This window comes from Actinoplanes sp. CA-142083, assembly GCF_050942195.1.
Taxonomy (GTDB): Bacteria; Actinomycetota; Actinomycetes; order Mycobacteriales; family Micromonosporaceae; genus Actinoplanes.
Genome location: NZ_CP192076.1, coordinates 8095992 through 8119294, shown reverse-complemented (window position 1 = coordinate 8119294; position 23303 = coordinate 8095992). Strand labels below are relative to the sequence as shown.

Below are 23303 nucleotides of genomic sequence, written 5' to 3'. Positions count from 1 at the left end.
GGCGATCAGGTGCGTCGTCGTTGGCTGGGCATGGTGATCCTGGCGCCGCTGGCGCTGGCCGGCTGCAAGGCGAGCACGACCGCGACCGCGGTGCCGAGCCCGAGCGGGTCACCGTGGGTCATCACGTCGCAGGGCAGCGCTACGCCGTCCGCGGCGCCCTCCGGATACACGGCGACGCCGAGCACGTTCCCGACCGGGTTCCTGCCGGTCGCGTCGGCCACGCCCACCCCGAGACCCACCGGCAGCCCCACCTGCCCGCCCGACACCGCGCACGCCATCGCCGGCGCCACGGTCGTCCCCGGCAGCGGCAGCGCCGCCGTCACCTTCTACAACTACGGCGGCAACTCCCTGGTCGAGTACCGCATCACCGCGATCTCCCAGGACCTCGTCCCCGGCGAGCAGCGCGACGTCGGCTGGACGGTCATGACCCCCGGCGCCGGCTGCGGCTACCTCACCGCCACGGTCACCGGCCTCGACGCCAGGACCCGCTACGTCTTCTCGGTCGACGCGGTCACCACCCAGCTCGGCAAGGACGGCACGCTGGCCAAGACGGTCGCGCGCTCGGGCGTCGTCACCACCCTGTGAGCCGGGCCGCCGGGCGCCAGCCGGTGCCGAGGGCCTTGCCGATGTCCAGGACCATCCCGTCGGTGACCTGGTCGACGCTGTAGCGGGTCAGCGTCCGGCCCGGCAGCATCGCCGCGGCGCGGGCGACCGCGAGGGGCACGTGGCGCACCGGCACGCCGAGCACGCTTTCGACGGCTTTGTCCCGCTGGTAGGTGACGTCGTCGGCGATGTTGTAGGCGCCGGCCGGCCAATCCAGGGCCGCGAGGCAGGCGGAGGCGAGGTTCTCCACGGCGGTCAGGCTCAGCGGCACGTCGGGGCCGGGCAGCCAGGCGCGGCCGCCGCGCACGATCCGCCGCAGGCGGGGCATCAGGTGGGGGTCGCCCGGGCCATGGACGGCGCGGGGCCGTAAAACCACGGCGCCACCGGCAAGAGCGATTCCCTCACCCCATGATTTCGTACGGCCGTAGGCGGTGCGCTGCCGATCAGTGGGATATTCCTCGGTCAGCGGGTTGGCGTAGGGCCCCGGCCGATACACCGAGGCGCTGCTGACCCATACGACCGGCCGGCCCTCCGCCGCGGTCATCAGCCGCCGCGTCCCCTCGACGTTGACTTCGCGGAACGCCCGTTCGGTGTCCTTGCCCGGCCGCGGATCACCGACGGCCGCTGCGAGGTGCACGACGGCATCGCACCCGGAAATATCGGGATTTGTCCGGTCGGCGGCATCCCAGAGGACGTGCTTGCCCACCGGCCCGGGCCGTCGCCCGAAGCAAACCACGTCGTTCCCCTGCTCTTGCGCGAGCCGAGCCACGGCGCCGCCGCAGAATCCGCTCGCTCCCGTGATCGCGATTCTCACGTAGTGCCCCGCACGACCAGCGTCCGCCAACTCGGCAGCGCGGCCCGCCGATCGACCTTGGCCGTGACGACCGTTGGCCGGTGCGGGGCCAGCGCGTCGAGCAGGTCACCGAGCTGCCGCCGGGCCAGCCTTGCTCCCGGGCAGGCATGCGTTCCCGCGCCGAAGACCAGCTGTGCTGTCCGCGCCGGCGCCGGATCGATCGGATCCGGGTCGCGATGATGTGCTTCCGCCGCGTGCCGGGCGACCAGCAGCATCCGATCTCCTGCATGCACCGGGCAGCCCGGGGCGATCTCACCTCCGGCAGCGGCCACCCGGGGGAGAAGCGGCGTAGGCGAGGTGACGCGCAGCAGCTCATCGATCATTTCCGCCCGCGTCGCGCTTGCCCACAGCCCGCCATCGCTCACCCACGCCGCGGCCCGGGGCAGTGTTGCGATGGTGGTGTTCACCGCGGCCACGGCGAGCGTCGCCGCCAGCCCGGCGTCGGCTCGTCCGCCCGTATTGATCAGCGCGATCAGCCGTTTCGCGGACTCCTCGGATTGCCGTGCGACGCGGCGGCGGCCCAGGCCGGGCAGGTGCGCGCGGGCCGCCGTGGCTCCGGCCTCCTGCGCCGCGGCGGCCAGCTCGAAGGGGTCGACGTCGAGGTCGAGCAGGGCGGCAGCGGTGGTGCCGGCGATCTCGGCGGCCAGCGGCACGAGGTCGACCGTGCCGCCGTCGGCCAGGGGCGCCAAGCGCTCGTCGAGCAGGCGGGTCCAGACCGGGCGGAGCCGCTCCACGCCGGCCGCGCCGAGCCGCTCGGCGACGTCGCGCCTGGTCTGGCGGTGCTCGTTGCCCTGCTGGTCGAAGAGGCCGCCCGATCCGGCCAGGCGATCCACCGCGCCGCCGGTCGTCCCCTCGGCCGTGCGGTCCAGGGGGATGCGGGTGAGGGCCGCGAGGTAGGCCTCTTGGTCGTTCACCACGAGCGTGCGGCCCAGACGTTGCACAGGCTTGTGCCGGACAGCCGCGAGCAGCGCGAAGAGCACCGGATGGCTGAGCAGGTAAACGCGCCGGTCACGGGCGCGAGCAGTAGTCATGCGCCGGCCGCCAGCCGGGCGGTGGCCTGGCGATCGGGCTTGCGTGAGCGGCCGGCCAGCGGGATCCGGGCGAAGAGGAGCTCGTCGGGGCGGGCGGAACCCATCCGGGCCAGCGGGTCGCGCAGGGCGGATCGCAGCCGGGTCTCGTCGGCGCCGGGGGAGGGCTCGATCACCGCGACCACGCGCTCGTCGCCGTCGCCGGCCGGGACGCCCACCAGCAGGGCGAGTTCCACGCCGGGGACGTGCAGGGACGGCTCGTACAGGCCGGGATAGATGTTCTCGGCGCCGCGCAGGATCATGTCCTTCAGTCGTCCGCCCAGCACGATGCGGCCGTTCTCGACCCGGCCCAGGTCGCCGGTTGCCACCGCGTCGAAAGGCTCCTCGCCGAGGTAGCGGTCGGCCGCGTTGGGACCCGAGAGCAGGAGCTGGCCGTCGGGGCCGGTCGTCGCGGTCACCCCGGGCAGCGGCGCGCCGACTAGATCCCCTTCTCCGGAAAAATCGGATTTGTCGGAGGACTCGACCGCGGCGGCGGGGAAGACCTCGGTCAAGGCGTAGACGCCCCAAGCCTCGGAGGCGCCGGCGGCCCGCACGGCGGCGAGCAGCGCGGCGCTCACCGGGGCCGAACCGCTGTATACCCGGCCGGTGAAGCGCACCCCGGAGGCCAGCGCGGCGCGAAGCTGCGGCGGCGTCAGGTAGGTGGCCTGCGGCGACAGCGACCGGATCTGGCGGCCGAGGTTGCGCCGCGACGGCAGGGCGACCGGCGCGCCACTGGCCAGGGAAGGAAGCAGGACGAAGAAGGTCCCGCCGAGGACAGGCACGCCGGGGACCGGGCGAACCAGGTCGCGGACCGCGGTCATCCCGGCCGACAGCGAGCGCCGGGTGTGCACGACCGCTCGCGGCCGGCTGGTCGTGCCCGAAGTGAAGACGATCACTGCGTCGCCGTCGCCGTCGAACGCGGGCGGCAGTGGGCCCGGCAGCGGGCGCAGGGCGGGTGGGCCGCCGGGCAGGCGGCGGCCCACCGTCAGCACCGGCGCGAGCGCCGAGAGCGTGGGCAGCGCCAGGTGGGCGCGGCGGGCCAGCGGCGCGAGCCAGCCGGCCACCGCCTGGGCGGCGGCGTCCGCGAGGATCAGCCGCGGCGCGGCCAGCGCGAGCCGGGCTTCGAGCACGTCCGGCCCGGCGGTCGGGTCCAGCACCGCGATGCGCAGGCCCAGGTGGTACGCCGCGAGCATGGCGGCCAGGGCGCGCGGCCCCGGCCGTACGCATAAACCGATGGTCTCCCCGGCAACCAGCCCATGCGTGTGCAGCGCGACGGCGAAGCCGTGCGTGAGACGGGCGAGGTCGCCGCGCGTGGCCCGGCCGGCCAGCGCGGGCCGGGTGTCGGCGGGATCGAGGCCGGCGATGAGCTGATCGAGCATCAGCGCGGGTCCGCCGTGAGGGCGCCGCTGCCGCGGTCCAGGTACCACTTCGCGGTGCCGACGACGCCGTAGGCGCGGATGCGGCGGGTCGAGTTCGCCACCACCATGTCGCGGGCGTGCACGATCGCGCTGCTGGTGCGCCGCACCCGGTTGAGGAAGGTGCGGTCGGTGGGCGAGGGACGCCGCGGCATGCCGCCGCAGGCCAGGTACAGCTCGGCGGTGATGGCCATGTTGTTGCCGGCGTGCATCCGGTACGGCGCCAGGTACTCCCCGCTTCGGTGGGCCGGGCGCAGGCGGCCGAAGGCGGCGGCCAGCCCGACCAGCACGCGGAAGAAGGCGCGACCCATCAGGTTGTGCTCGTCGTGGCGGGCCACGATCCGGCCGCAGGCCAGGCCCTGTCCCTCGACCAGGGCGCGGCGCGCGGCGGCCACCCAGCCGGGCGCGGGCAGGCAGTCGGCGTCGGTGCGGGCCAGGTGCCGGGCGCCGTGCGCGATCGCGTACCGGAAACCGGTGTCGACCGCGCAGCCGACGCCCTTCTCCGGCTCGACCAGGACCTGTGCGCCGAGCGAGCGCGCCAGCGAAGCCGTGCCGTCGGTCGAGCCGTTGTCGACCACCAGCAGCGTGAAGTCGGTGTCAGTCTGTGCGGCTAGGGCCCGGAGGGTGTCGCCGATCCGGGCTTCCTCGTTGTATGCGGGGACGATGACCCAGAGCGTCACGAGACCTCCCAGACCATGGTCATCAGGCTGACCCCGCCGCCCAGGCCGACCAGCAGGACCCGGTCGCCGGTCTCCAGGGACGGCCGGACCCGGGCCAGCTGCACGCCGAGCGTCGCCGAGGCCATGTTGCCCAGCTCGTCGACGGTGACCTCGAGCTTGTCGCGGGGCACGCCGGTGGCCTCGACGAAACGGTCGAGGTAGGGGAGCGTCACCTGGTGCACGAGCACTTTGGCGTACGCGTCCCAGCCGTACCCGGTGCGCAGCGCGACCCGCTCGATCAGCCCGGCCCCGATCTGCTCGAAGATCCGGCGCAGCCGGTGCCCGTCGCCGGTGAAGTAGGTGTGCTCGTCGCCGCGCGGATGCCGGGAGCCGCCGCCGAAGATCCCGCCCGCGGCCCAGTGCCCGGAGTGCGTCTCGGTGTCGACGTCGACGATGCCGCCGGTGGCGACCGGCTCGACCAGCACGGCCGCGCCCGCGTCGCCGAAGGTGAAGCCGGCGAACGCCGTACGCGCCTGGGCCAGGCCGTCGATCCGCGGCCGCATCGCCCGGGTCGGCGTCTCGCCGGTCACCACCAGCGCGCGGCGCGCCCGGCCGGACAGGATCATCGCGCGGGCCATGTCGATGCCGTTGAGGAAGCTGTTGCAGGCGTTGGTGACGTCCATCGCATGCGCCCGGCTGCCCAGCGCGGCCTGCACCACGTGCGCGGTGGCCGGCTCGGCCATGTCCCGGGTGGCGCTGGCGAACAGCAGCAGGTCGACGTCGAGCGGGTCGGTGCCGGTGTCGGCGAGCACCTTGGTGGCCGCGTCGATCGCCAGGTCGGAGGCGTACTCGCCGTCGGCGGCCATGCGGCGTCGCTTGATGCCGGTGGCCTGCTCGAACATCCTCGGCGGCAGCGCCAGCCCGCTGGCCACCGCGATGCTGCGCTGCAGCTCGGCGGTCGGCACCTCGCGGGCCGGCAGGGCGTACGCGATCCCGGTGATCCCCACATTCATGGGCGACAGCCTTCCGTACCCGGCGTGGCCCGGGCGTGAGTAGAAGTGCTTATCTTTGATCACCGATCGCCTGACTAAGCTTTCCGGCGTGGGGAGCATCGTCGACGTGGTCGTGCTGGTGGCGATCTCGGTTCTCGGCGCCGCTCTGGCCCGCAGGCTGGGCTTCGTGGCGCCACTTGTCCTGTTGGTGGCGGGCCTCGGCTTGTCGTTCGTGCCCGGTTTCCCGGAGGCGCACCTCGAGCCCGAGCTGGTGTTGATCGGCATCCTGCCGCCGCTGCTGTACGTGGCGGCCCTGCAGACCTCGGTGCCGGCGTTCCGCCGCCAGATCCGCCCGATCCTGCTGCTCGCGGTGGGGCTGGTGCTGGTCACCGCGTTCGCCGTGGGCACCGTCGTGCACGTTCTGCTGCCCAGCGTGCCGTACGCGGCATGTGTCGCACTCGGGGCGATTGTCGCCCCACCCGACGCCGTCTCCGCGACCGCGATCGCCCGCAGGGTGGGGTTGCCGCGCCGCGTGGTCACGATCCTCGAGGGCGAGAGCCTGCTCAACGACGCCACCGCGCTGGTGCTGGTGCGGATCGCGGTGGGCGCCCTGGCCGGCGGCGCGGTCGGGTTCTGGCCGATCGCCGGGCAGGTCGCGCTCAAGGCCGGCCTCGGGGTGGTGATCGGCCTGGCCGGCGCGGTGATCGCCGCCAAGCTGCACCGCAAGATCCTCGACCCGCTGCTGGACGACGCGGTGTCGCTGCTCACCCCGTTCGTCGTGGTGATCGTCGCCGAGGAGCTGCAGAGCTCCAGCGTCGTGGCCGTGGTGGTCGCCGGGCTCTACCTGGGCCACCGCATCCCCTACCTGCTGTCGGCGACCTCCCGGCTGCAGATGGACGCGGTGTGGCGGCTGATCACCTTCCTGCTCGAGGGCGTCGTCTTCCTCATGGTGGGGCTGCAGCTACGCAGCATCGGCGAGGGCATCAAGACCGACGTGGGCACGACCGTCGCCGTGACGGTCGCGGTCATCGGCGTCGTGGTGGTGGTCCGGTTCCTCTGGATGTACCCGGCGACGTACCTCGTCCGGATGATTCCGCGGATCCGCGAGCGGGAGGAGCGGCCGCCGGTCGCCGTGCCCACGGTGATCGCCTGGGCCGGCATGCGCGGCGTGGTCACGCTCGCGGCCGCGCAGTCGCTGCCCGACGAGGTCGCGAGCAAGGACCTGTTCCTGTTCGTGGCGTTCGCCGTGATTGTTTTCACGCTGCTGCTGCAGGGCACCACGCTGCCGTGGCTCGCCGTGCGGCTCAACGTGCGGCAGGACACCACCTCGGCGGATGCGCTGGCCGAGGCGGGCGTGCAGTATCAAGCGAGCCGGGCGGCGCTGGAGGCGCTCGACGAGAAGGCCGACGGCGCGCCGGTCGAGGTGGTCGAGCGGCTGCGGGCGCTGATCGGCAGCCGGTCCAACAACGCGTGGGAACGGCTGGGTAATCAGCAGCAGGAGACCCCCTCGGCGGCGTACGGTCGGCTGCGTCGCGAGATGATCACGGCGGAACGGCACGTCTTCAAGATCGCCCGGAACGAGGGGCGGATCCCCGAGGAGGTGCTGACCCGCGCCCAGCGCGAGCTCGACCTGGAAGAGTCCCAGCTGCAACGGAGTGACGATTGACCTGCCTGCACCTGGCGGAGGCCGGCGATCCGGCCCCGCAGTCGGCGTACGAGGAAGGCTGCCCGCAGTGCGTGGCCGGCGGATTCACCCATGGGTGGGTGCATCTGCGCGCGTGCCTCGAATGCGGGCTGGTGGCCTGCTGCGACTCGTCGCCGCGCCGCCACATGTCCGCCCATCACGAGCAGACCGGGCACCCGGTGATGCGCTCCTACGAGCCCGGCGAGAAATGGCGTTGGTGCTTCACCGATGAGCTTTTGGGTTAGATAGGTACGTGCGCACACTCTTCGTGGGAGCCGGCGCGACCGGCGGGTACTTCGGTGGCAGGCTGGCTCAGGCCGGCAAGGACATCACCTTCCTGGTCCGGCCGGGCCGCCAGGCGGTGCTCGACCGGCGCGGGTTGCGGATCAAGAGTCCCGGCGGCGAGACGGTCGTCCGGCCGCGGACGATCACGGCGGAGACCGTGGACGGGCCGTACGACCTGGTCGTGCTCGCGGTCAAGAGCTACGCGCTGGAGCAGGCGCTGATCGACATGGCGCCGGCGATCGGTCCTCGTACGGTGATCGTGCCGCTGCTCAACGGGATGCGGCACATCGACGAGCTGCAGGGCGCCTTCGGCCCCGAGCGGGCCTGGGGCGGGGTGTGCCTGATCCAGGCGACGCTCGACGACGAGGGCGACGTGGTGCAGATGACCGGCCTGCACCGGCTCGGCTACGGCCCGCTCGACGGCGGCGAGGACGAGCGGCTCGCCGAGGTGACCTTCGCGCTCTCCGGTGAGGAGTTCGACTCGAATCCGTCCCACACCATCCTCCGCGACATGTGGGAGAAATGGGTCTTCCTGGCCAGCCTGGGCGCGGCCACCACGCTGATGCGGGCCACCGTCGGCGACATCAACGCGGCGCCCGGGGGCCACGACTTCGGGGCGCGGATCGTGGCCGAGGCGATGGCGATCGCCGCCGCGGCCGGGCACCCGTCGCGGGCCGGCGCGGTGAGCTTCCTGCAGTCGAACATCGCCAGCACCGCGCCGCTGAACTCGTCGATGTACCGCGACATGATGCAGGGCCTGCCGGTCGAGGCCGACGCGATCCTCGGCGACTTCGTGGCCGAGGGCGCCAAGCACGACGTGCCCACCCCGATGCTCTCGGCCGCCTACACCAACCTGAGCATCTATTCGGCGAAGAGAAGCGGCTGACGGACAGTCGCGCGGAAGTTTGTCAGTCGCATCCGAGAGAATGACCGCTGACGCGGCCGCGCAGGATTACGCCGGACGGCCGGCGGGCATGCTGCGTGGCGCCGACGAGGGGTGGGAGCACGACATGCAGGTTTGGCCTGGTCACCGGTACCCGCTGGGTGCTACGTACGACGGCACGGGCACGAACTTCGCGATCTTCTCCGAGGGGGCCGAGGCGGTCGAGCTCTGCCTGTTCGACCCGTCCGGGAACGAGCGCAAGGTCCAGCTGCACGAGCAGGACGCCTTCGTCTGGCACGCCTACCTGCCGGGCGTCGAGCCGGGCCAGCGGTACGGCTACCGCGTCTACGGCCCCTACGAGCCGGGCCGCGGGCTGCGGTACAACCCGCACAAGCTGCTGCTCGACCCGTACGCGAGGGCGGTCGACTCGGACATCCAGTGGCACCCGTCGCTGTACGCGTACGACTTCGACAACCCCGACCAGATGTCGGATCTCGACTCGGCGCAGTACATGGCCAAGGGCGTCGTCGTGAACCCGTACTTCGATTGGGGGAACGACCGGCGCCCGGACATCCCGTACCACCACTCGGTGATCTACGAGACGCACGTCAAGGGCCTCACCGAGCGCCACCCCGAGGTCCCCAAGGACATGCGCGGCAGCTACTCGGCGATCGGCCACCCGGCGATCATCGAGCACCTCAAGAGCCTGGGCGTGACCGCCGTCGAGCTGATGCCGGTGCACCAGTTCGTCCACGACAACCGGCTGCACGACCTCGGCCTGCGCAACTACTGGGGCTACAACACGCTCGGCTTCTTCGCGCCGTACCAGGGCTATTCGTCGACCGGCACCCTCGGGCAGCAGACCCAGGAATTCCGCGGGATGGTCAAGGCCCTGCACAAGGCCGGCATGGAGGTCATCCTCGACGTCGTCTACAACCACACCGCCGAGGGCAACCATCTGGGTCCGACGCTGTCGCTCAAGGGCATCGACAATCGTACGTATTACCGCCTGGTCGACGATCAGCCGCAGTTCTACATGGACTACACCGGAACGGGTAACAGCCTGAACGTGCGCAGCCCGCAGAGCCTCCAGCTGATCATGGATTCGCTGCGGTACTGGGTCACCGAGATGCACGTCGACGGGTTCCGCTTCGACCTCGCCTCGACGCTGGCCCGCGAGTTCTACGACGTCGACCGGCTCTCCACCTTCTTCGAGGTGGTGCAGCAGGACCCGGTGGTCGGCCAGGTCAAGCTGATCGCCGAGCCCTGGGACGTCGGTCCGGGCGGTTACCAGGTCGGCAATTTCCCGCCGAACTGGACCGAGTGGAACGGCAAATACCGCGATACCGTACGGGATTTCTGGCGCGGCGAGCCGGCGACGCTGGCCGAGTTCGCGTCCCGGATCACCGGGTCGGCCGACCTCTATCAGGACGACGGCCGCAAGCCCTTCCACTCGATCAACTTCGTGACCGCGCACGACGGGTTCACGCTCAACGACCTGGTCTCGTACAACGACAAGCACAACGAGGCCAACGGCGAGGACAACCGCGACGGCGAGAGCCACAACCGGTCGTGGAACTGCGGCATCGAGGGCCCGACCAAGGACGAGAAGGTGCTGGCGCTGCGCGCGAAGCAGCGGCGCAACTTCCTGGCCACGCTGATGCTCTCGCAGGGCGTGCCGATGATCTCGCACGGCGACGAGCTCGGCCGCACCCAGCAGGGCAACAACAACGCGTACTGCCAGGACGACGAGATCTCCTGGATCGACTGGGAGCACGCCGACGAGCAGTTGCTCGAGTTCACCCGGCGGCTGACCGCGTTCCGGCACCGGCACCAGGTGTTCCAGCGCCGCCGCTTCTTCACCGGGCTGCCGGTGACCGCGCGCGGCGGCGGCGACCCGCTGCCCGACCTCGAGTGGTTCACCCCCGACGGGCGGCGCATGGTCGGCGACGACTGGGGTAATGACTTCGGCCGGGCGGTCGCGCTGTTCGTCAACGGCGAGGGCATTCGCGAGCGCGGCCAGTACGGCCAGCGGCATGTGGATTCGTCGTTCCTGCTCTTCTTCAACGCGCACGACGCGCCGCTCGAGTTCGCCACGCCTCCCGCCGAGTACGGGGAGAAGTGGGAGAAGGTCATCGAGACGGCCGAGCCGTCGCCGGATCGCCCGTCGGTCGTCGAGGCGGGCAGCAAGATCTGGGTGGCTGACCGGTCGCTCATCGTGCTGGACAGGACGGTCTGATGCCCCATCCAACCACCCCGCCGCCGCCCTTGACCGGACTGAAGGCTTTTCCCTCTGGAACCTATCGGGTCCAGGTCCGCCCCGATTTCCCCCTGTCGGCGGCGGGCGCGCTCGCCGACTACTTGGCGGATCTCGGGGTCAGCCACCTCTATACCGCTCCCATCCTGACCGCCGTGCCCGGTTCGTCCCACGGCTATGACGTCGTCGATCACCGCTTCGTCAACCCCGCGCTCGGGGGCTCTTCGGGTTTATCGGATTTGTCCGAAACGCTCCGCGCGGCGGGCTTGGGCTTGGTGGTCGACATTGTGCCGAACCATGCGGGTGTCGCGGTGCCGCACGCCAATCCGACGTGGTGGGATGTCCTGAAAAACGGGCAGAAATCGGACTTCTCGGGCTTCTACGACATTGATTGGTCGCGCGGCCGGATCCTTCTCCCTGTTTTGGGGGAAGGGGCGGACGAACTCGACAAACTGACCGTCGAAGGCGACGAACTCCGCTACTACGACAAGCGCTACCCCATCGCCGAGGGCACCGGCGAGGGCACCCCGCGGGAGGTCCACGACCGCCAGCAATACGAGCTGGTCGCCTGGCCCCGCGGCGACGCGGAGCTCAACTACCGCCGCTTCTTCTCGATCACCGACCTGGCCGGCCTGCGCGTCGAGGACCCGGCCGTCTTCGACGCCACCCACGCCGAGATCCTGCGCTGGCACGCCGAGGGCATGATCGACGGCATCCGCGTCGACCACCCCGACGGCCTGCGCGACCCCGGCGAATACCTGACCCGGCTGCAGGCCGCCGCCCCCGGCGCGTGGCTCGTGATCGAGAAGATCCTCGAGCCCGGCGAGCACCTCCCGGCCTGGCCGGTCGCCGGCACCACCGGCTACGACTCGCTGGCCGAGGTCTGCGGCGTCTTCGTCGACACGACGACCGAGGCGTTCTTCGACACCCTCCAGCATCACCTGATCGGCAACGTGGTGTCCTGGCAGGACCAGGTGCACGAGGCGAAACTGGCCGCCGCGAGCACGATGTTCGCCGCCGAGCTCGGACGCATGGCCCGGCTCGTACCCGAAATCGAAGCCGCACCCCGCGCCCTGGCCGAACTTGCCGCTTGTTTTCCGGTTTATCGCTCTTATCTGCCCTCCGGCGGGCGCTATCTCGCCCAGGCCCGCGCCGAGGCCGGTCGCCGGCGGCCGCAGCTCATCCCGGTGCTCGACGCGCTCACCGCCCGCCTGCGCAACCCCGCCGACGAGCTCGCGCTGCGGTTCCAGCAGTACACCGGCGCGGTCATGGCCAAGGGCGTCGAGGACACCGCGTTCTACCGCTGGACCAGGTTCACCGCGCGCAACGAGGTCGGCAACGATCCCGCCAAGTTCGGCGTCACGCCCGACGAGTTCCACGAGCTCAACCAGGAGAGGCTGCGGGACTGGCCGGAGGCGATGACCACGCTCTCCACGCACGACACCAAGCGCAGCGAGGACGTGCGGGCGCGGCTGGCGGTGCTGGCCGAGGTGCCGGGCGACTGGACCGAGGTGGTGCGCCGCTGGGTCCGGATCGCTCCGCTCCCGGACCCGTCGCTGGCCCATCTGATCTGGCAGGCCGCGGTGGGTGCATGGCCGATCTCGCGGGAGAGGCTGCACGCGTACGCGTTGAAGGCCGCCCGCGAGGCGGCAAGCGCGACCACCTGGAAGCGCCCCGACGAGCGCTTCGAGACGCTGCTGCGCGAGATGGTCGACCGGATCTACGACGACCCGGCGCTGCACGAGGAGATCACCGGCTTCGTCGAGTCGATCACGCCCCCGGGCTGGTCGAACGCGCTCGGGCAGAAGGCCGTGCAGCTGACCATGCCCGGCGTCCCCGACGTCTACCAGGGCAGTGAGCTCTGGGACTACTCGCTGGTCGACCCGGACAACCGGCGGCCGGTCGACTTCGCGGCCCGGCGGGCGCTGCTGACCCAGCTCGACGACGGCCGGCTGCCGCCGGTCGACGAGACCGGCGCGGCCAAGCTGCTGGTGACCAGCCGCGCGCTGCGCCTGCGCCGGCAGCGGCCGGAGCTGTTCACCGGGTACACCCCGGTCTTCGCCGAGGGACGCGTGGGCGAGCACTGCCTGGCCTTCGACCGCGGTGGCGCGGTGACGATCGCCACGCGGCTACCGGTCGGATTGTCACGCCACGGCGGCTGGGGCGACACCACTGTGTCACTCGACGGCCACAGCTGGACGGAAGTGTTCACCGGGACGAGCTACGGCGGTAATCGTCTGTCGGTGGCCGAGCTGCTGCGCACTTACCCCGTCGCTCTCCTGGTGAAAGAATGACACTCTTCGAAGTCTGGGTCCCCGAGAAGACCGTCAGGTTGCTGGTGGCGGGGGAGGAGCGCGCGATGGAGCGCGACGATTCCGGCTGGTTTTCCTTGGACGTGCCGTCCGCCGGCCCGGGCAGCGACTATGCCTTTATTCTTCCCGATTCGGAGTCGCCGCTCCCGGATCCGCGATCGCCGTGGCAGCCGTCCGGAGTTCATGGCCCCAGCCGGGTCTACGACCATTCTGCTTTCTCCTGGACCGACCAGGCGTGGACCGGCAAGCAGCTCCCCGGCTCGGTGTTGTACGAGCTGCATGTCGGGACATTTACCGCCGCTGGGACATTCGACGCGGCCATCGATCGGCTGGACTACCTCGTCGAGCTCGGCGTGGATCTGGTGGAGCTGCTGCCGGTCAACTCCTTCAACGGCGCGCACAACTGGGGTTACGACGGCGTCTGCTGGTACGCGCCGCACGAGCCGTACGGCGGGCCGGACGGGCTGAAGCGGTTCGTCGACGCCGCGCACGCCCGCGGCCTCGGGGTCGTCCTCGACGTCGTCTACAACCACTTCGGTCCGAGCGGCGCCTACGCCCCGATGTTCGCTCCTTACCTGAGCAAGCACGGCTCGAACCCGTGGGGCGACTCGATCAACCTGGACGGCCCGCTCTCCGACGAGGTGCGCCGCTACATCGCCGACAACGTGCTGATGTGGCTGCGCGACTACCACGTCGACGGGCTGCGTCTCGACGCCGTGCACGCGCTCGTCGATCACTCCGCGGTCAACCTGCTCGAGCAGCTCGCGGTCGAGGTCGAGTCGCTCTCCGCGCACCTCGGCCGGCCGCTCTCGCTGATCGCCGAGTCCGACCTCAACGACCCCAAGCTGATCACCCCGCGCGAGGCGGGCGGGTTCGGCCTGCAGGCGCAGTGGGACGACGACGTGCACCACGCGCTGCACACGCTGCTCACCGGCGAGCGGCAGGGCTACTACGGCGACTTCGGCTCGCTGGACTGCCTGCAGACCGTGCTCGAGGGCGCGTTCTTCCACGCCGGCACCTGGTCGAGCTTCCGGCAGCGTCATCATGGGCGGCCGGTTTCTTCGAAGACGCCGGGTCATCGCTTCGTGGCGTTCCTGCAGAACCACGACCAGATCGGCAACCGCGCGGTCGGCGACCGGCTCTCCGCGCTGCTCTCGCCGGGGCTGCTCAAGGTCGGGGCGACGCTGCTGCTCACCGCGCCGTTCACGCCGATGCTGTTCATGGGCGAGGAGTGGGCGGCCAGCAGCCCGTGGCAGTTCTTCACCAGCCACCCCGAGCCCGAGCTGGCCGACGCGGTGCGCACCGGGCGGCGGCGCGAGTTCGCCGAGCACGGGTGGGCTTCCTCCGACGTGCCCGACCCGCAGGACCCGGCCACCTTCGAGCGGTCCAAGCTGGACTGGGACGAGCTCGGCAAGCCGGGGCACGCCGAGGTTTTGGACTTGTATCGCCGCTTGATCAAGCTGCGCCGTGACTTTTCCGACTTGTCGGATCCGTGGCTCTCGAAGGTCGAGGTCTGGCACGGCGACCAGCACGTGGTGATCCGCCGCGGCGGGTGCGTCGTGGCGGCCAACCTGGCGCCGGAGGCGCAGACCGTCAGCCTGCGGTCGGTGCCCAGCAAGGTGCTGCTCGCCACCTCACCCGGGGTGGTGCTGCAACGCGATCGGGTGGAGTTGCCGGCCGAGAGCGCTGTGGTGGTCGTAGCCCGCCTCTAGATTCTTTGCGGGATGCGGCACCATGGGGCGATGACCGACGGGAATTCGAGCCGTTTCGCGTGGCCGGTGCGGCGACGGACCCCGCCCGGTCCGGAGGGGACCGCCGAGGACATCGCGGTGCAGGACATCGCCGAGCGCGAGGCGGTGGACCGGCAGCTGCCGCCGCCCGCGCCGGAGCCCCTGATGGAACCGCGGCCGCGTTTCAACCTCGCGGTCTTCCGGCTCGCCGGGCTCGGTCTCGCGCTGATCCTCGCGCTCGTGCTCGGCATCGTCCGGGTGGTCGGCAGCGGACCGCCGTCGATCGCGCAGCTGCGCGCCGAGGCCGGCGTCGACTCGTGGCCGGTGCTGACCATCGGGGTCAAGGGCGACCAGCCCGGCATCGGCTATTACGACCCCAAAGGGCTCACCTGGAGCGGCTTCGACATCGACATCGCCTACATGGTCGCGGAGGACCTCGGGTTCCGCCGGCAGGAGGTCCGGTTCTACGCGATCCAGAGCGAGGACAGGGCCCGCATGCAGGCCACCGACCCGGCCAACCAGAAGCGGGTGCCGGTCAAGATGGTGATCGCCAGCTACAGCATCACGGCCGCGCGGACCGCCATGGGCGTCAACTTCGCGGGGCCTTACCTCTACACCGAGCAGTCGGTGGTGACCCTCGAGGGGCACTCGCCGGTCACCACCTTCGGCGACCTCTCCGGCAAAACGGTGTGCTCGCTCTCCGCCTCCACCAGCGCCGGCGCGCTCACCGACGCGCACGCGATCGTCACCACCCGCAACCAGGTCAGCGAGTGCTTCGACCTGCTCTACAAGCATGACGTCGAGGCGATCAGCACCGACGCCGCGATCCTCGGCGGCTACAAGTCGCGCGACACCACCAACCGGATCCACCACTGGGACCTCGGCCTCGACTCCAGCGAGAAGTGGGGCGTCAACGTCGGCGAGAACAAAGCGCTGCAGACGCTCGTCAACATCACGCTCTACAAGTCGTGGAAGGACCCGCACGACGACCGGTGGGAGCTCGCGTACGAGCACAACCTGCAGACCGAGATCGGGAAGAACCTGCCCACCCCGCTGGCCGTCGCCGAGCAGCCGCCGGTGCCGCGGCCCGAGGTGCGGCAGCTGCCCTGGGAGAACGACCTGCCGTGACCGACATCCTGGTCAAGGGCGGACCGATCCCGCCGCGCCGCCGCCGGGCGCAGCTCAACTGGCTGCTCACCGTGCTGCCGGCGTTCCCGCTGGTGCTGCTGGTCCTGAGGTTGTGGTACCTCAGCCGCCAGGACCTGCCGACGATGCTGCTGCTGGTGCAGTACATCAGTCCGCTCGGCATGATCAGCGCCCTGTTCATCACGCTGATCTGGACAGTCCCCGCGGTGATCCTGGTGCTGCGCGCGCTCGGCGGCATCCTGCTGGTCAGCGACCCCGACGAGGCCGGCCGCTCGCTGCTCGCCGTCACCGCGCTGCGGATGCCGGACTGGGTGGTGCTGCTCGCCACGATGCTCGCGGCCTTCACCTGGCAGCTGAGGCTGCTGCCGACGCTCGGCATGCTCGTCGTGTCGATCCTCGGCAGCACGGCGGTGCTGCGCTTCCGCACCGAGCGGTGGCTGATGCGGTGGATCACCCTGGGCGTGCCGCTGCTGGTCGGGGCGCTCGTGCTGATCTTCGTGTGGCCCGGCGTGGTGTCGGCGCTGCGGCACGGGGAGATCTCCACGGCCCTGCTGCTCGCGGTGCCGCCGCTGCTCGGGCCGCTGCTCACCGGGCCGGTGCCGCGCTGGTCGGCCCGGCTGGTCACGCACTGGCCGGCGGTGGCGGCGGCCCTCGTCGCGCCCCTCGCGGTCGGTGTGATCTTTCTCCGCGCGCCGGTGCTGCCCAACAGCGCGGTCGAGATCAGCTCCTCTCCGGGGGTGCAGGTCGTGCGCGGCCAGCTCATATCCGTGGACGACACCTCGACCACCATGCTGCAGAGCGACGGCGAAGTCGTGTTCATCCCCAACGGTCAGGTGCGCTCCAAGACCCTCTGCCCCGAGCCCGTCCGGCCGCCCGACAGCGCCGTCGACGTGCGCGGCTGGCAGATCGAGGAGTCGGCGCTCTCCTGGATCGCACCCACCCACCGCGACAGCGAGGTTGACCCACGGTGTCTTGGCCGTCCGCTGAACCCCAGTTGAACAGCTGTCCCGTCCGCCCGAATCCCCTTTCTGGCGACTCGCCGCCGCCCGCGTGCAGACAGGCTCGCGGTGATCTGGGAAGCTGCACGCCATGACCTTGCACCTCCGGTGGGCGGCAGTCACCGACCAAGGACATGTCCGCAGCAACAACGAGGACTGTTACTACGCCGGTGACCACCTGCTCGTCGTCGCCGACGGCATGGGCGGGATGGCCGCCGGCGATCTCGCCAGCCGCCTCGCGATCGAGTCGATGAGCGTCCTCGACGTGCCCATCGACAACGACCACCAGATGGACGCGCTGCACCGGGCGCTCGAAATCGCCAACGGTCGGATCGCCGAGCAGGTCGCCGCCGACCCCGAGCTGCAAGGCATGGGCACCACGCTCACCGCGGTCATCTTCTCCGGCACCCGGGCCGCCATGGCACACGTCGGCGACTCCCGGGCCTACCTGCTGCGCGACGGCCGGCTCAATCAGCTGACCAAGGACGACACGTACGTCCAGATGCTCGTCGACCAGGGACTCATCAAACCCGAGGAGGCGGCCGGTCATCCGCGTCGCTCGGTGGTCACCCGCGTGCTGCAGGGCGAGCCGGTCAGCCCCGCGTACGTGATCGTCGAACCCGAGCCCGGCGACCGCTGGCTGCTCTGCAGCGACGGCCTCACCGCCGTGGTCAGCAACGAGACGCTCGAGCAGGAGATCCTCGCCGCCGCCGACCCGAAGTCGTGCGCCGAGCGCCTCATCGACCTCGCCCTGCGCGGCGGCGGCCCCGACAACGTGACCGTGATTGTCGCCGATCTGACAGGCGCCGAGTAGGTTTTTCCGCCATCACCCGCCGCTTGCGGTAGGTTACTCCGGTCGCGGAGCAAGGGGGTCCCGCGGCTCTTTTGCGGGTGGTGAATGGATGACAGCGCGACTGTTCGTCACGCTGACGCTCGTCCTGGGTTCCACGGCGCTCGGCGAGCTGGTCGGCGCGGGAGGTTGGCGGCTGTACGACGATGCCGCGCAGGCGGTCGCGGGGGCGGCCGCCGCCTGGGTGTGCTTCGCGGCGGCGGGCCGGCGTACGGGCGTGCAGCACCGGTGGCGGATCCTCGCCGGGTTCGGCCTGGCCGGCTGGTCGGTGGTGCGCCTCTGGTGGTTCGTGCAGGACGTGGCCGATCCCGGCCGGCCGGTGGGCTCGGTGGCCGACATCGGCTTCCTCGTGCTGCCCGTGTGCATGCTGATCGGCCTGCTCAACGTGCCCTACGCCCGCCCGCGCCCGGTGCCCACCTCGGCGCGCCGCGACCAGATCGCCCTGGTCATCGACAGCGTGCTGATCACCGGCTCGCTGATCGCGCTGGCCTGGTCGGCGGTGCCGCGCGATCTGGTGGCCTGGGACGGGCTCGACGGCGTGGTGGTCGGCATGGCCGCCGCGTACCCGATCGCCGATCTTCTGCTTTTGACCATGGCCATGCTGTTGCTGATCACCCGGCCCGGCTCGCCGGCCGGCCGGCAGCCGCTGCACCTGGCCGGGCTCGCGCTCGCCTTCTTCGCGGTCAGCGACACCCTGCGCCTGCTGCGCCTCGGCGACGGCCCGCTCAGCCCGCTCGAATCCGCCGGCTACCTGCTGGGCTGCGGCTTCGTGGCGCTCGCCGCCGTCAGCAACCCCAGCTACCACACGGTCGACCCGGCCACCGACGTCGCCGAGCGCGACTGGCTGCACCTGCTGCTCCCGTACATTCCGGTCACCGCCACCGGCATCGTGATCGCCATCAGCACCGGCGCCGGCAACCCGCTGTCGCCCTTCGAGGCCTACCTGGGCTGGCTCGGCCTCGGCCTGGTCGTAGCCCGGCAGATGTTCACCATCGTCGACAACACGGTGCTGCTCGACCGCGTCTCCGAGGGCCAGCAACGCCTGCGGCACCAGGCCTACCATGACCCGCTGACCGGCCTGGCCAACCGCGCGCTGTTCCGCGAGCGGCTGGTGCTCGCCCTGGACGCCCACCGCCACCACGGCAAGCCCCTCGCGGTGCTCTTCGCCGACCTCGACGACTTCAAGCTCATCAACGACAGCTTCGGCCACGCGATGGGCGACCGGGTCCTGCGCGCCATCGCCGAACGCCTGCAAGCCTGCGTCCCACCCGACGACTTGGTGGCCCGCCTGGGCGGCGACGAGTTCGCCGTGGTCCTCGACCATCGCCCCGCCGAGGCCGAGCCGCTGGGCCACCGCATGCTCGCCGCGCTGCGGGAGCCGTTCCTGATCGACGGCCACCGCATCGGCGTAGGCGCCAGCATCGGCCTGGTAGTCCCCGAACCCGGGGAGCCCCTCTCGGCCGACGCCCTGCTGCGCCGGGCCGACGCCGCGATGTATTCGAGCAAGCGCCGCGGCAAGGGTTCCCTGGCCCGCTACGCCGGCACGGCCGACGGAAGCCCCAACGCCGACCTGCCGCACCTACTGGCGCAAGCGCTCCTGCCCGGCGGCCGCCCCGCAGCGTCCGGTTTCGAGGTCTACTACCAGCCCATCGTCCGCCTGTCGGACGGCGCGACGGTAGCCGTGGAGGCGCTGGCCCGCTGGACCCTGCCGGCTGCCGGCGGTCCCGTGCATCCGGATGTCTTCGTCACGGTGGCCGAGCGCACCGGTCAGGTAGCCGCGATCGACGATTTCGTGCTTGACCAGGCATGCGCCGACGCCTCCCGGTTGGCCCTGGTCTACGGCCGCCCGATCGACGTGCACGTCAACGTCTCCGCCGCTCGCCTGGGCCAGCCCGGCTTGGAGGAGGCCGTCCGAGCCGCCCTGGGCCGGCACAACCTCCCACCGTCCCGCCTCATCATCGAAATCACCGAGACCCACCGCATAGGCGACCTCCCCGGAGCCGCAGCCGCCGCTACCCGCCTCAGAGCCCTAGGGCCGCGCATAGCCCTGGACGATTTCGGCAGCGGCTTCAACGCCTTGGCCCAGCTCCACTCCCTCCCCGTAGACATCGTCAAACTCGACTCCACCCTGACCGATGTGGACGTAGCCCCCGACCGTGCCGGCGCCGTCTGCCGCTCAGTCCTGGCCATCTGCGACGAGCTGCACATCACCGTCGTAGCCGAAGGCATCGAGACGCTCGCCCGAGCCAACGGCCTGTCCGAGCTGGGCTGCCCGCTAGGCCAGGGCTACTTGTTCGGCCAGCCCGGCCCGTTGCACCGCCTGAAGCCACCCGCGATCCCCGCCCAGCCAGGCTCAACCTCCCTCCAGCAACTAACCTGACCCACCGCCCCGCTCGCACCAGTCCCCGCTCGCGCTGGTCCCCGCTCGCGCCGGTCCTTGCTCGCGCCGGTCCTTGCTCGCGCCGGTCCTTGCTCGCGCCGGTCCCTGCTCACGCTGGTCTCCGCGCGCCGGTCCCGTTCGCGCCGAGCCGGTCGAGCCGGGCCGCGCCGCTCGCGCCCGCGCTGGCCGCGCGGGCTTCGCTCGCGCCCGACGTCGGGCCGCGCTGTTCGCGCCCGCGCTGTTCGCGCCCGCGCTGTTCGCGCCCGCGCTGTTCGCGCCCGCGCTGTTCGCGCCCGCGCTGTTCGCGCCCGCGTTGTTCGCGCCCGCGTTGTTCGCGCCGGCTTCGCTCCGCGCGACGTCGGGCCGCCCTGTTCGCGCTGGTCCTGGCCACGGCCGCCGCGCTCACGCGCCGGCTCGCGTCGGCCCTGCTCGCGTCGGCCCTGCTGGCGTTGACTCGCGCCGGTCCCGCTGGCGTCGGCTCGCGCCGGCCCGGCTGGCGTCGGCCTGCTCGGTTTCTCGGGGTTGCTTGCCGGCGGCCCGGCGCCTTGCGTCATCGCGTCGAAGTGGCGGCTCCTTTCTCAGCGGGAGCGTGGGTTGGTGCGGCGGGTCGGTTCGGCGGTGGTGGGGTCTTCGGGCCAGGGGTGGCGGGGATAGCGGCCGCGGAGTTCGGCGCGGACCTGCGGGTAGCCCTGCTGCCAGAACGACGCCAGGTCTCTCGTGACCGCAACCGGCCGCCCCGCCGGGGAAAGCAGGTGCAGCAGGACCGGCACGCGCCCGTCGGCGAGGCGCGGTGCGTCCTTCCAGCCGAACGCCTCCTGAACCTTGACCGCGAGCACCGGCGCGGCAGTGTCCGAATAGTCCACCCGGACCCGCGACCCGCTCGGCACGGGCAGCCGCTCGGGCGCGACGTCGTCGAGCCGCCCAGCGACCGACCAGGGCAGCAGGCGCCGCAGCCCGGCGGTCACGTCGAGCTTCGCGAGATCGGCCCGCCGCCGCGCCGAACCGAGCTGGAGCCACTCGTCGGCCCGGTCGAGCAAGGCTTCGTCACCGACGTCGGGCCACGGCTCGCCCAGCGCCGCATGCGCGAACGCCAGCCGCTCCCGCAACTCGACCGCACCCCGGCTCCAGGTCAGCAGCCCGAGCCCCGCATCGCGCAGCCCTTCCAGCAGCGCTGCCCGGACAAGAGCCGGAGCGGGCTCGGCAATCCGCCGCTCCACCAGCGTGATCGCCCCGAGCCGCTGAACGGTGCGCGCCACCACGTCTCCGTCGACCCAACCGATCTCGGTCGACTCGGACAGCATCGCCCCCGCCGCCTCGCGGGCGGTCGCCTCGTCAAGCGGCGCCGCTGCTCGAACCCGCGCGGTCCGCGCCCCGGCCGCCCGATCGGCGGCCGCCACCGCGATCCAGCCAACGCCGGCGAGCGAACTGCCCGGCCCGAGCTCGGCCGCGGTCCCGCCCGCCATGAGATAGGCCCGCCCACCGGCCTCCCGAACCCGAGCGACCCGCTCCGGATAAGCCATCCCCACGATCAGCCCCGCCGCCAGATCGTCGGGCAGCCGCCCCCCTTCGGAGGCGCGCACCCTATTCGGGCCGCCCTGGCTGACAGCCGCGCGCTGCTGAGTAGGCGTGTCGGCGCCTTGAGGGTCGAGTGCCTGCTCGTCCTCCCCGAAGGCTGCGGCTGCATCGGCTACATCCGGAACTTCGACGTCGTCGGTGGGGGAGCGGTTGAGCGCCGCGGTCAAGCGCCGCACCTCGTTGCGCCACGATGGGTCGTTGGCCGAGCGTGCCCGTCGCCAAGCGGCGACCAAGTCGTCGGAGGTTGCGCGGTCGTCGTCGAGGAGGGCCACTATCTCGGCCGCGCGGCGGTCGCCCACCACCGGCGCGCCGTCGAGCAGGGCACGGGCCAGGCGTGGGTGCAGGCCGGCGTCGGCCAGCGCTCGGCCTCGTGCTGTGATGCGGCCCGAGTCGTCGACCGCGCCGAGGTCGCGCAGCGTTGCCACCGCCGTCTGCAGGGCGCCTGCCGGTGGGCGATCGGGCAATGACAGCCCGGTGCCGTCGGGGTGGCCCCACAGCGCGAGGTCGAGGGCGAAGCCCGTCAGGTCGGCTGCGCCGATCTCGGGCTCGGGCTGGGCGGGTAGGCGTGAATGCTGTGCCTCGGACCAGCAACGGTAGACCCGGCCGGGAGCCTCGCGGCCCGCGCGGCCGGCGCGCTGGGTGGCGGCCGCCCGCGAGACCGGAACGGTGACCAAGGCTCCTAGGCCGCGGGCGTGGTCCATCCTCGGGACCCGGGCCAGGCCCGCGTCGACCACGGACCGGACGCCGGGCACGGTGAGGCTGCTCTCGGCGACCGCGGTGGCCAGCACGACCCGCCGCCGGGAGCCGGGGCGCAACGCGGCGTCCTGAATGGACGACGGCTGGCGGCCGTGCAGTGCCAGCACCTCGACCCCGGCGCCGCCGAGCCGGCCGGCCACGGTATCGATCTCGCGGGCGCCGGGCAGGAACACGAGCACGTCGCCCTCGCCCTCGGCCAGCGCCCGCCGCACCACCGTCGCGACGTGGTCGAGCAGGCGGGGATCGACGCGCAGGCCGAGCGGCGGGCTGATCGGGCCGGACGGCGGCGCCCAGCTCACCTCGACCGGGAACAGACGTGCCGACGCGCTCACCACCGGCACGTCGCCGAGGACCGTGGTGTCGGCCGTCGCGGAGGCGGCCACCAGACCGAGATCGGGGCGCAGCGCCGCCCGCACCTCGAGCAGGAACGCGAGCGCGAGGTCGGTGTCGAGGTGGCGCTCGTGGCACTCGTCGATCATCACGACGGCGGTGCCGGCGAGCTCGGGGTCGCGCTGGAGTCGCCGCACGAGGACGCCGGTGGTGACGACCTCGACCATCGTGCGGCGGGAGACGCGGCGCTCACCGCGGACGGAGAAGCCCACTCGATCGCCCACCCGCTCGCCCAGCAGAGATGCCATGCGGCGGGCCGCGGCTCGCGCCGCGAGGCGGCGTGGCTCAGCGACCACCACCCGCCCGGCCGGCCCGGCGAGAGCCAGCGGAACGAGCGTGGTCTTGCCCGTGCCGGGCGGCGCCACCAGCACCGATGCGCCCGCCGCCGCCAGTGACTCGCGCAGGGCGGGCAGCACCGGCCGGATCGGCAGATCGGGGAGTGAGGCGTCGGAGATGAGCACGCGACCA

17 protein-coding genes are annotated in these 23303 nt (G+C 71.8%); 11 read left to right on the top strand and 6 right to left on the bottom strand.

From position 1 onward, the window contains the following. Window positions 1-9 precede the first annotated feature (9 nt). On the top strand, window positions 10-585 hold the full coding sequence (locus tag ACQPZX_RS37145; protein WP_433366126.1) for a hypothetical protein: 576 nt from the start codon (window positions 10-12) through the stop codon (window positions 583-585). Here ACQPZX_RS37145 and ACQPZX_RS37140 read toward each other — a convergent pair. The 5 genes from ACQPZX_RS37140 to ACQPZX_RS37120 are packed head-to-tail and all read right to left on the bottom strand — an operon-like array spanning window position 572 to window position 5610. Beyond that, entirely contained in the window at window positions 572-1417 is an 846-nt protein-coding gene (locus ACQPZX_RS37140; protein WP_433366123.1) for an NAD-dependent epimerase/dehydratase family protein, read from the bottom strand. The genes ACQPZX_RS37145 and ACQPZX_RS37140 overlap by 14 nt on opposite strands. Continuing rightward, window positions 1414-2487, bottom strand: coding sequence for a cytochrome P450 (locus ACQPZX_RS37135; protein ID WP_433366120.1), 1074 nt, complete (start codon window positions 2485-2487; stop codon window positions 1414-1416). Before ACQPZX_RS37135 ends, ACQPZX_RS37140 begins: the two co-directional genes overlap by 4 nt. Then, a complete protein-coding gene (locus tag ACQPZX_RS37130) occupies window positions 2484-3902 on the bottom strand; it encodes an AMP-binding protein (protein WP_433366117.1) in 1419 nt (472 codons plus the stop codon). The genes ACQPZX_RS37135 and ACQPZX_RS37130 overlap by 4 nt, the downstream gene beginning before the upstream one ends. After that, window positions 3902-4618, bottom strand: a complete 717-nt coding sequence (locus ACQPZX_RS37125; protein WP_433366114.1) for a glycosyltransferase family 2 protein — start codon at window positions 4616-4618, stop codon at window positions 3902-3904. Before ACQPZX_RS37125 ends, ACQPZX_RS37130 begins: the two co-directional genes overlap by 1 nt. After that, window positions 4615-5610: a 3-oxoacyl-ACP synthase III family protein gene (locus tag ACQPZX_RS37120; protein ID WP_433366112.1), complete on the bottom strand. Its 996-nt coding sequence runs from the start codon at window positions 5608-5610 to the stop codon at window positions 4615-4617. The genes ACQPZX_RS37125 and ACQPZX_RS37120 overlap by 4 nt, the downstream gene beginning before the upstream one ends. 88 nt (window positions 5611-5698) lie before the next feature. On the opposite strand from ACQPZX_RS37120, the gene ACQPZX_RS37115 reads away from it, so the two are divergent. The 10 genes from ACQPZX_RS37115 to ACQPZX_RS37070 all read left to right on the top strand — a co-directional run bounded on the left by ACQPZX_RS37115 (window position 5699) and on the right by ACQPZX_RS37070 (window position 20114). Further along, entirely contained in the window at window positions 5699-7255 is a 1557-nt protein-coding gene (locus tag ACQPZX_RS37115; RefSeq protein ID WP_433366109.1) for a Na+/H+ antiporter, read from the top strand. Then, complete coding sequence (locus ACQPZX_RS37110; protein WP_433366106.1) at window positions 7252-7518, top strand: UBP-type zinc finger domain-containing protein; 267 nt, start codon at window positions 7252-7254, stop codon at window positions 7516-7518. Before ACQPZX_RS37115 ends, ACQPZX_RS37110 begins: the two co-directional genes overlap by 4 nt. Window positions 7519-7526: 8 nt before the next feature. Then, window positions 7527-8444, top strand: a complete 918-nt coding sequence (locus ACQPZX_RS37105) for a ketopantoate reductase family protein (RefSeq protein WP_433366104.1) — start codon at window positions 7527-7529, stop codon at window positions 8442-8444. 124 nt (window positions 8445-8568) lie between these two features. Next, a complete protein-coding gene (glgX, locus tag ACQPZX_RS37100) occupies window positions 8569-10680 on the top strand; it encodes a glycogen debranching protein GlgX (RefSeq protein WP_433385647.1) in 2112 nt (703 codons plus the stop codon). Then, on the top strand, window positions 10680-12992 hold the full coding sequence (treY, locus tag ACQPZX_RS37095) for a malto-oligosyltrehalose synthase (protein WP_433366101.1): 2313 nt from the start codon (window positions 10680-10682) through the stop codon (window positions 12990-12992). The genes glgX and treY overlap by 1 nt, the downstream gene beginning before the upstream one ends. Further along, window positions 12989-14722, top strand: coding sequence for a malto-oligosyltrehalose trehalohydrolase (gene treZ / locus ACQPZX_RS37090; protein WP_433366098.1), 1734 nt, complete (start codon window positions 12989-12991; stop codon window positions 14720-14722). Before treY ends, treZ begins: the two co-directional genes overlap by 4 nt. Before the next feature lie 30 nt (window positions 14723-14752). Next, entirely contained in the window at window positions 14753-15868 is a 1116-nt protein-coding gene (locus ACQPZX_RS37085; RefSeq protein WP_433366095.1) for a transporter substrate-binding domain-containing protein, read from the top strand. Then, on the top strand, window positions 15865-16884 hold the full coding sequence (locus ACQPZX_RS37080; RefSeq protein WP_433366093.1) for a hypothetical protein: 1020 nt from the start codon (window positions 15865-15867) through the stop codon (window positions 16882-16884). Before ACQPZX_RS37085 ends, ACQPZX_RS37080 begins: the two co-directional genes overlap by 4 nt. Before the next feature lie 91 nt (window positions 16885-16975). Next, on the top strand, window positions 16976-17698 hold the full coding sequence (locus ACQPZX_RS37075) for a PP2C family protein-serine/threonine phosphatase (RefSeq protein ID WP_433366090.1): 723 nt from the start codon (window positions 16976-16978) through the stop codon (window positions 17696-17698). Window positions 17699-17786: 88 nt separating this feature from the next. Further along, the gene (locus ACQPZX_RS37070) at window positions 17787-20114 is read left to right on the top strand and encodes a putative bifunctional diguanylate cyclase/phosphodiesterase (protein ID WP_433366087.1); all 2328 of its coding nucleotides are present in this window, start codon (window positions 17787-17789) and stop codon (window positions 20112-20114) included. 578 nt (window positions 20115-20692) lie between these two features. Here ACQPZX_RS37070 and ACQPZX_RS37065 read toward each other — a convergent pair. Then, entirely contained in the window at window positions 20693-23296 is a 2604-nt protein-coding gene (locus ACQPZX_RS37065) for an ATP-dependent RNA helicase (RefSeq protein WP_433366084.1), read from the bottom strand. Window positions 23297-23303 lie beyond the last annotated feature (7 nt).

Coding starts and splice junctions, on each gene's coding strand:
- ACQPZX_RS37085 (WP_433366095.1), top strand. CDS start 14,753: ATGACCGACGGGAATTCGAGCCGTTTCGCGTGGCCGGTGCGGCGACGG.
- ACQPZX_RS37075 (WP_433366090.1), top strand. CDS start 16,976: ATGACCTTGCACCTCCGGTGGGCGGCAGTCACCGACCAAGGACATGTC.
- ACQPZX_RS37135 (WP_433366120.1), bottom strand. CDS start 2,487: ATGACTACTGCTCGCGCCCGTGACCGGCGCGTTTACCTGCTCAGCCAT.
- treZ (WP_433366098.1), top strand. CDS start 12,989: ATGACACTCTTCGAAGTCTGGGTCCCCGAGAAGACCGTCAGGTTGCTG.
- glgX (WP_433385647.1), top strand. CDS start 8,569: ATGCAGGTTTGGCCTGGTCACCGGTACCCGCTGGGTGCTACGTACGAC.
- ACQPZX_RS37070 (WP_433366087.1), top strand. CDS start 17,787: ATGACAGCGCGACTGTTCGTCACGCTGACGCTCGTCCTGGGTTCCACG.
- ACQPZX_RS37130 (WP_433366117.1), bottom strand. CDS start 3,902: ATGCTCGATCAGCTCATCGCCGGCCTCGATCCCGCCGACACCCGGCCC.
- ACQPZX_RS37120 (WP_433366112.1), bottom strand. CDS start 5,610: ATGAATGTGGGGATCACCGGGATCGCGTACGCCCTGCCGGCCCGCGAG.
- treY (WP_433366101.1), top strand. CDS start 10,680: ATGCCCCATCCAACCACCCCGCCGCCGCCCTTGACCGGACTGAAGGCT.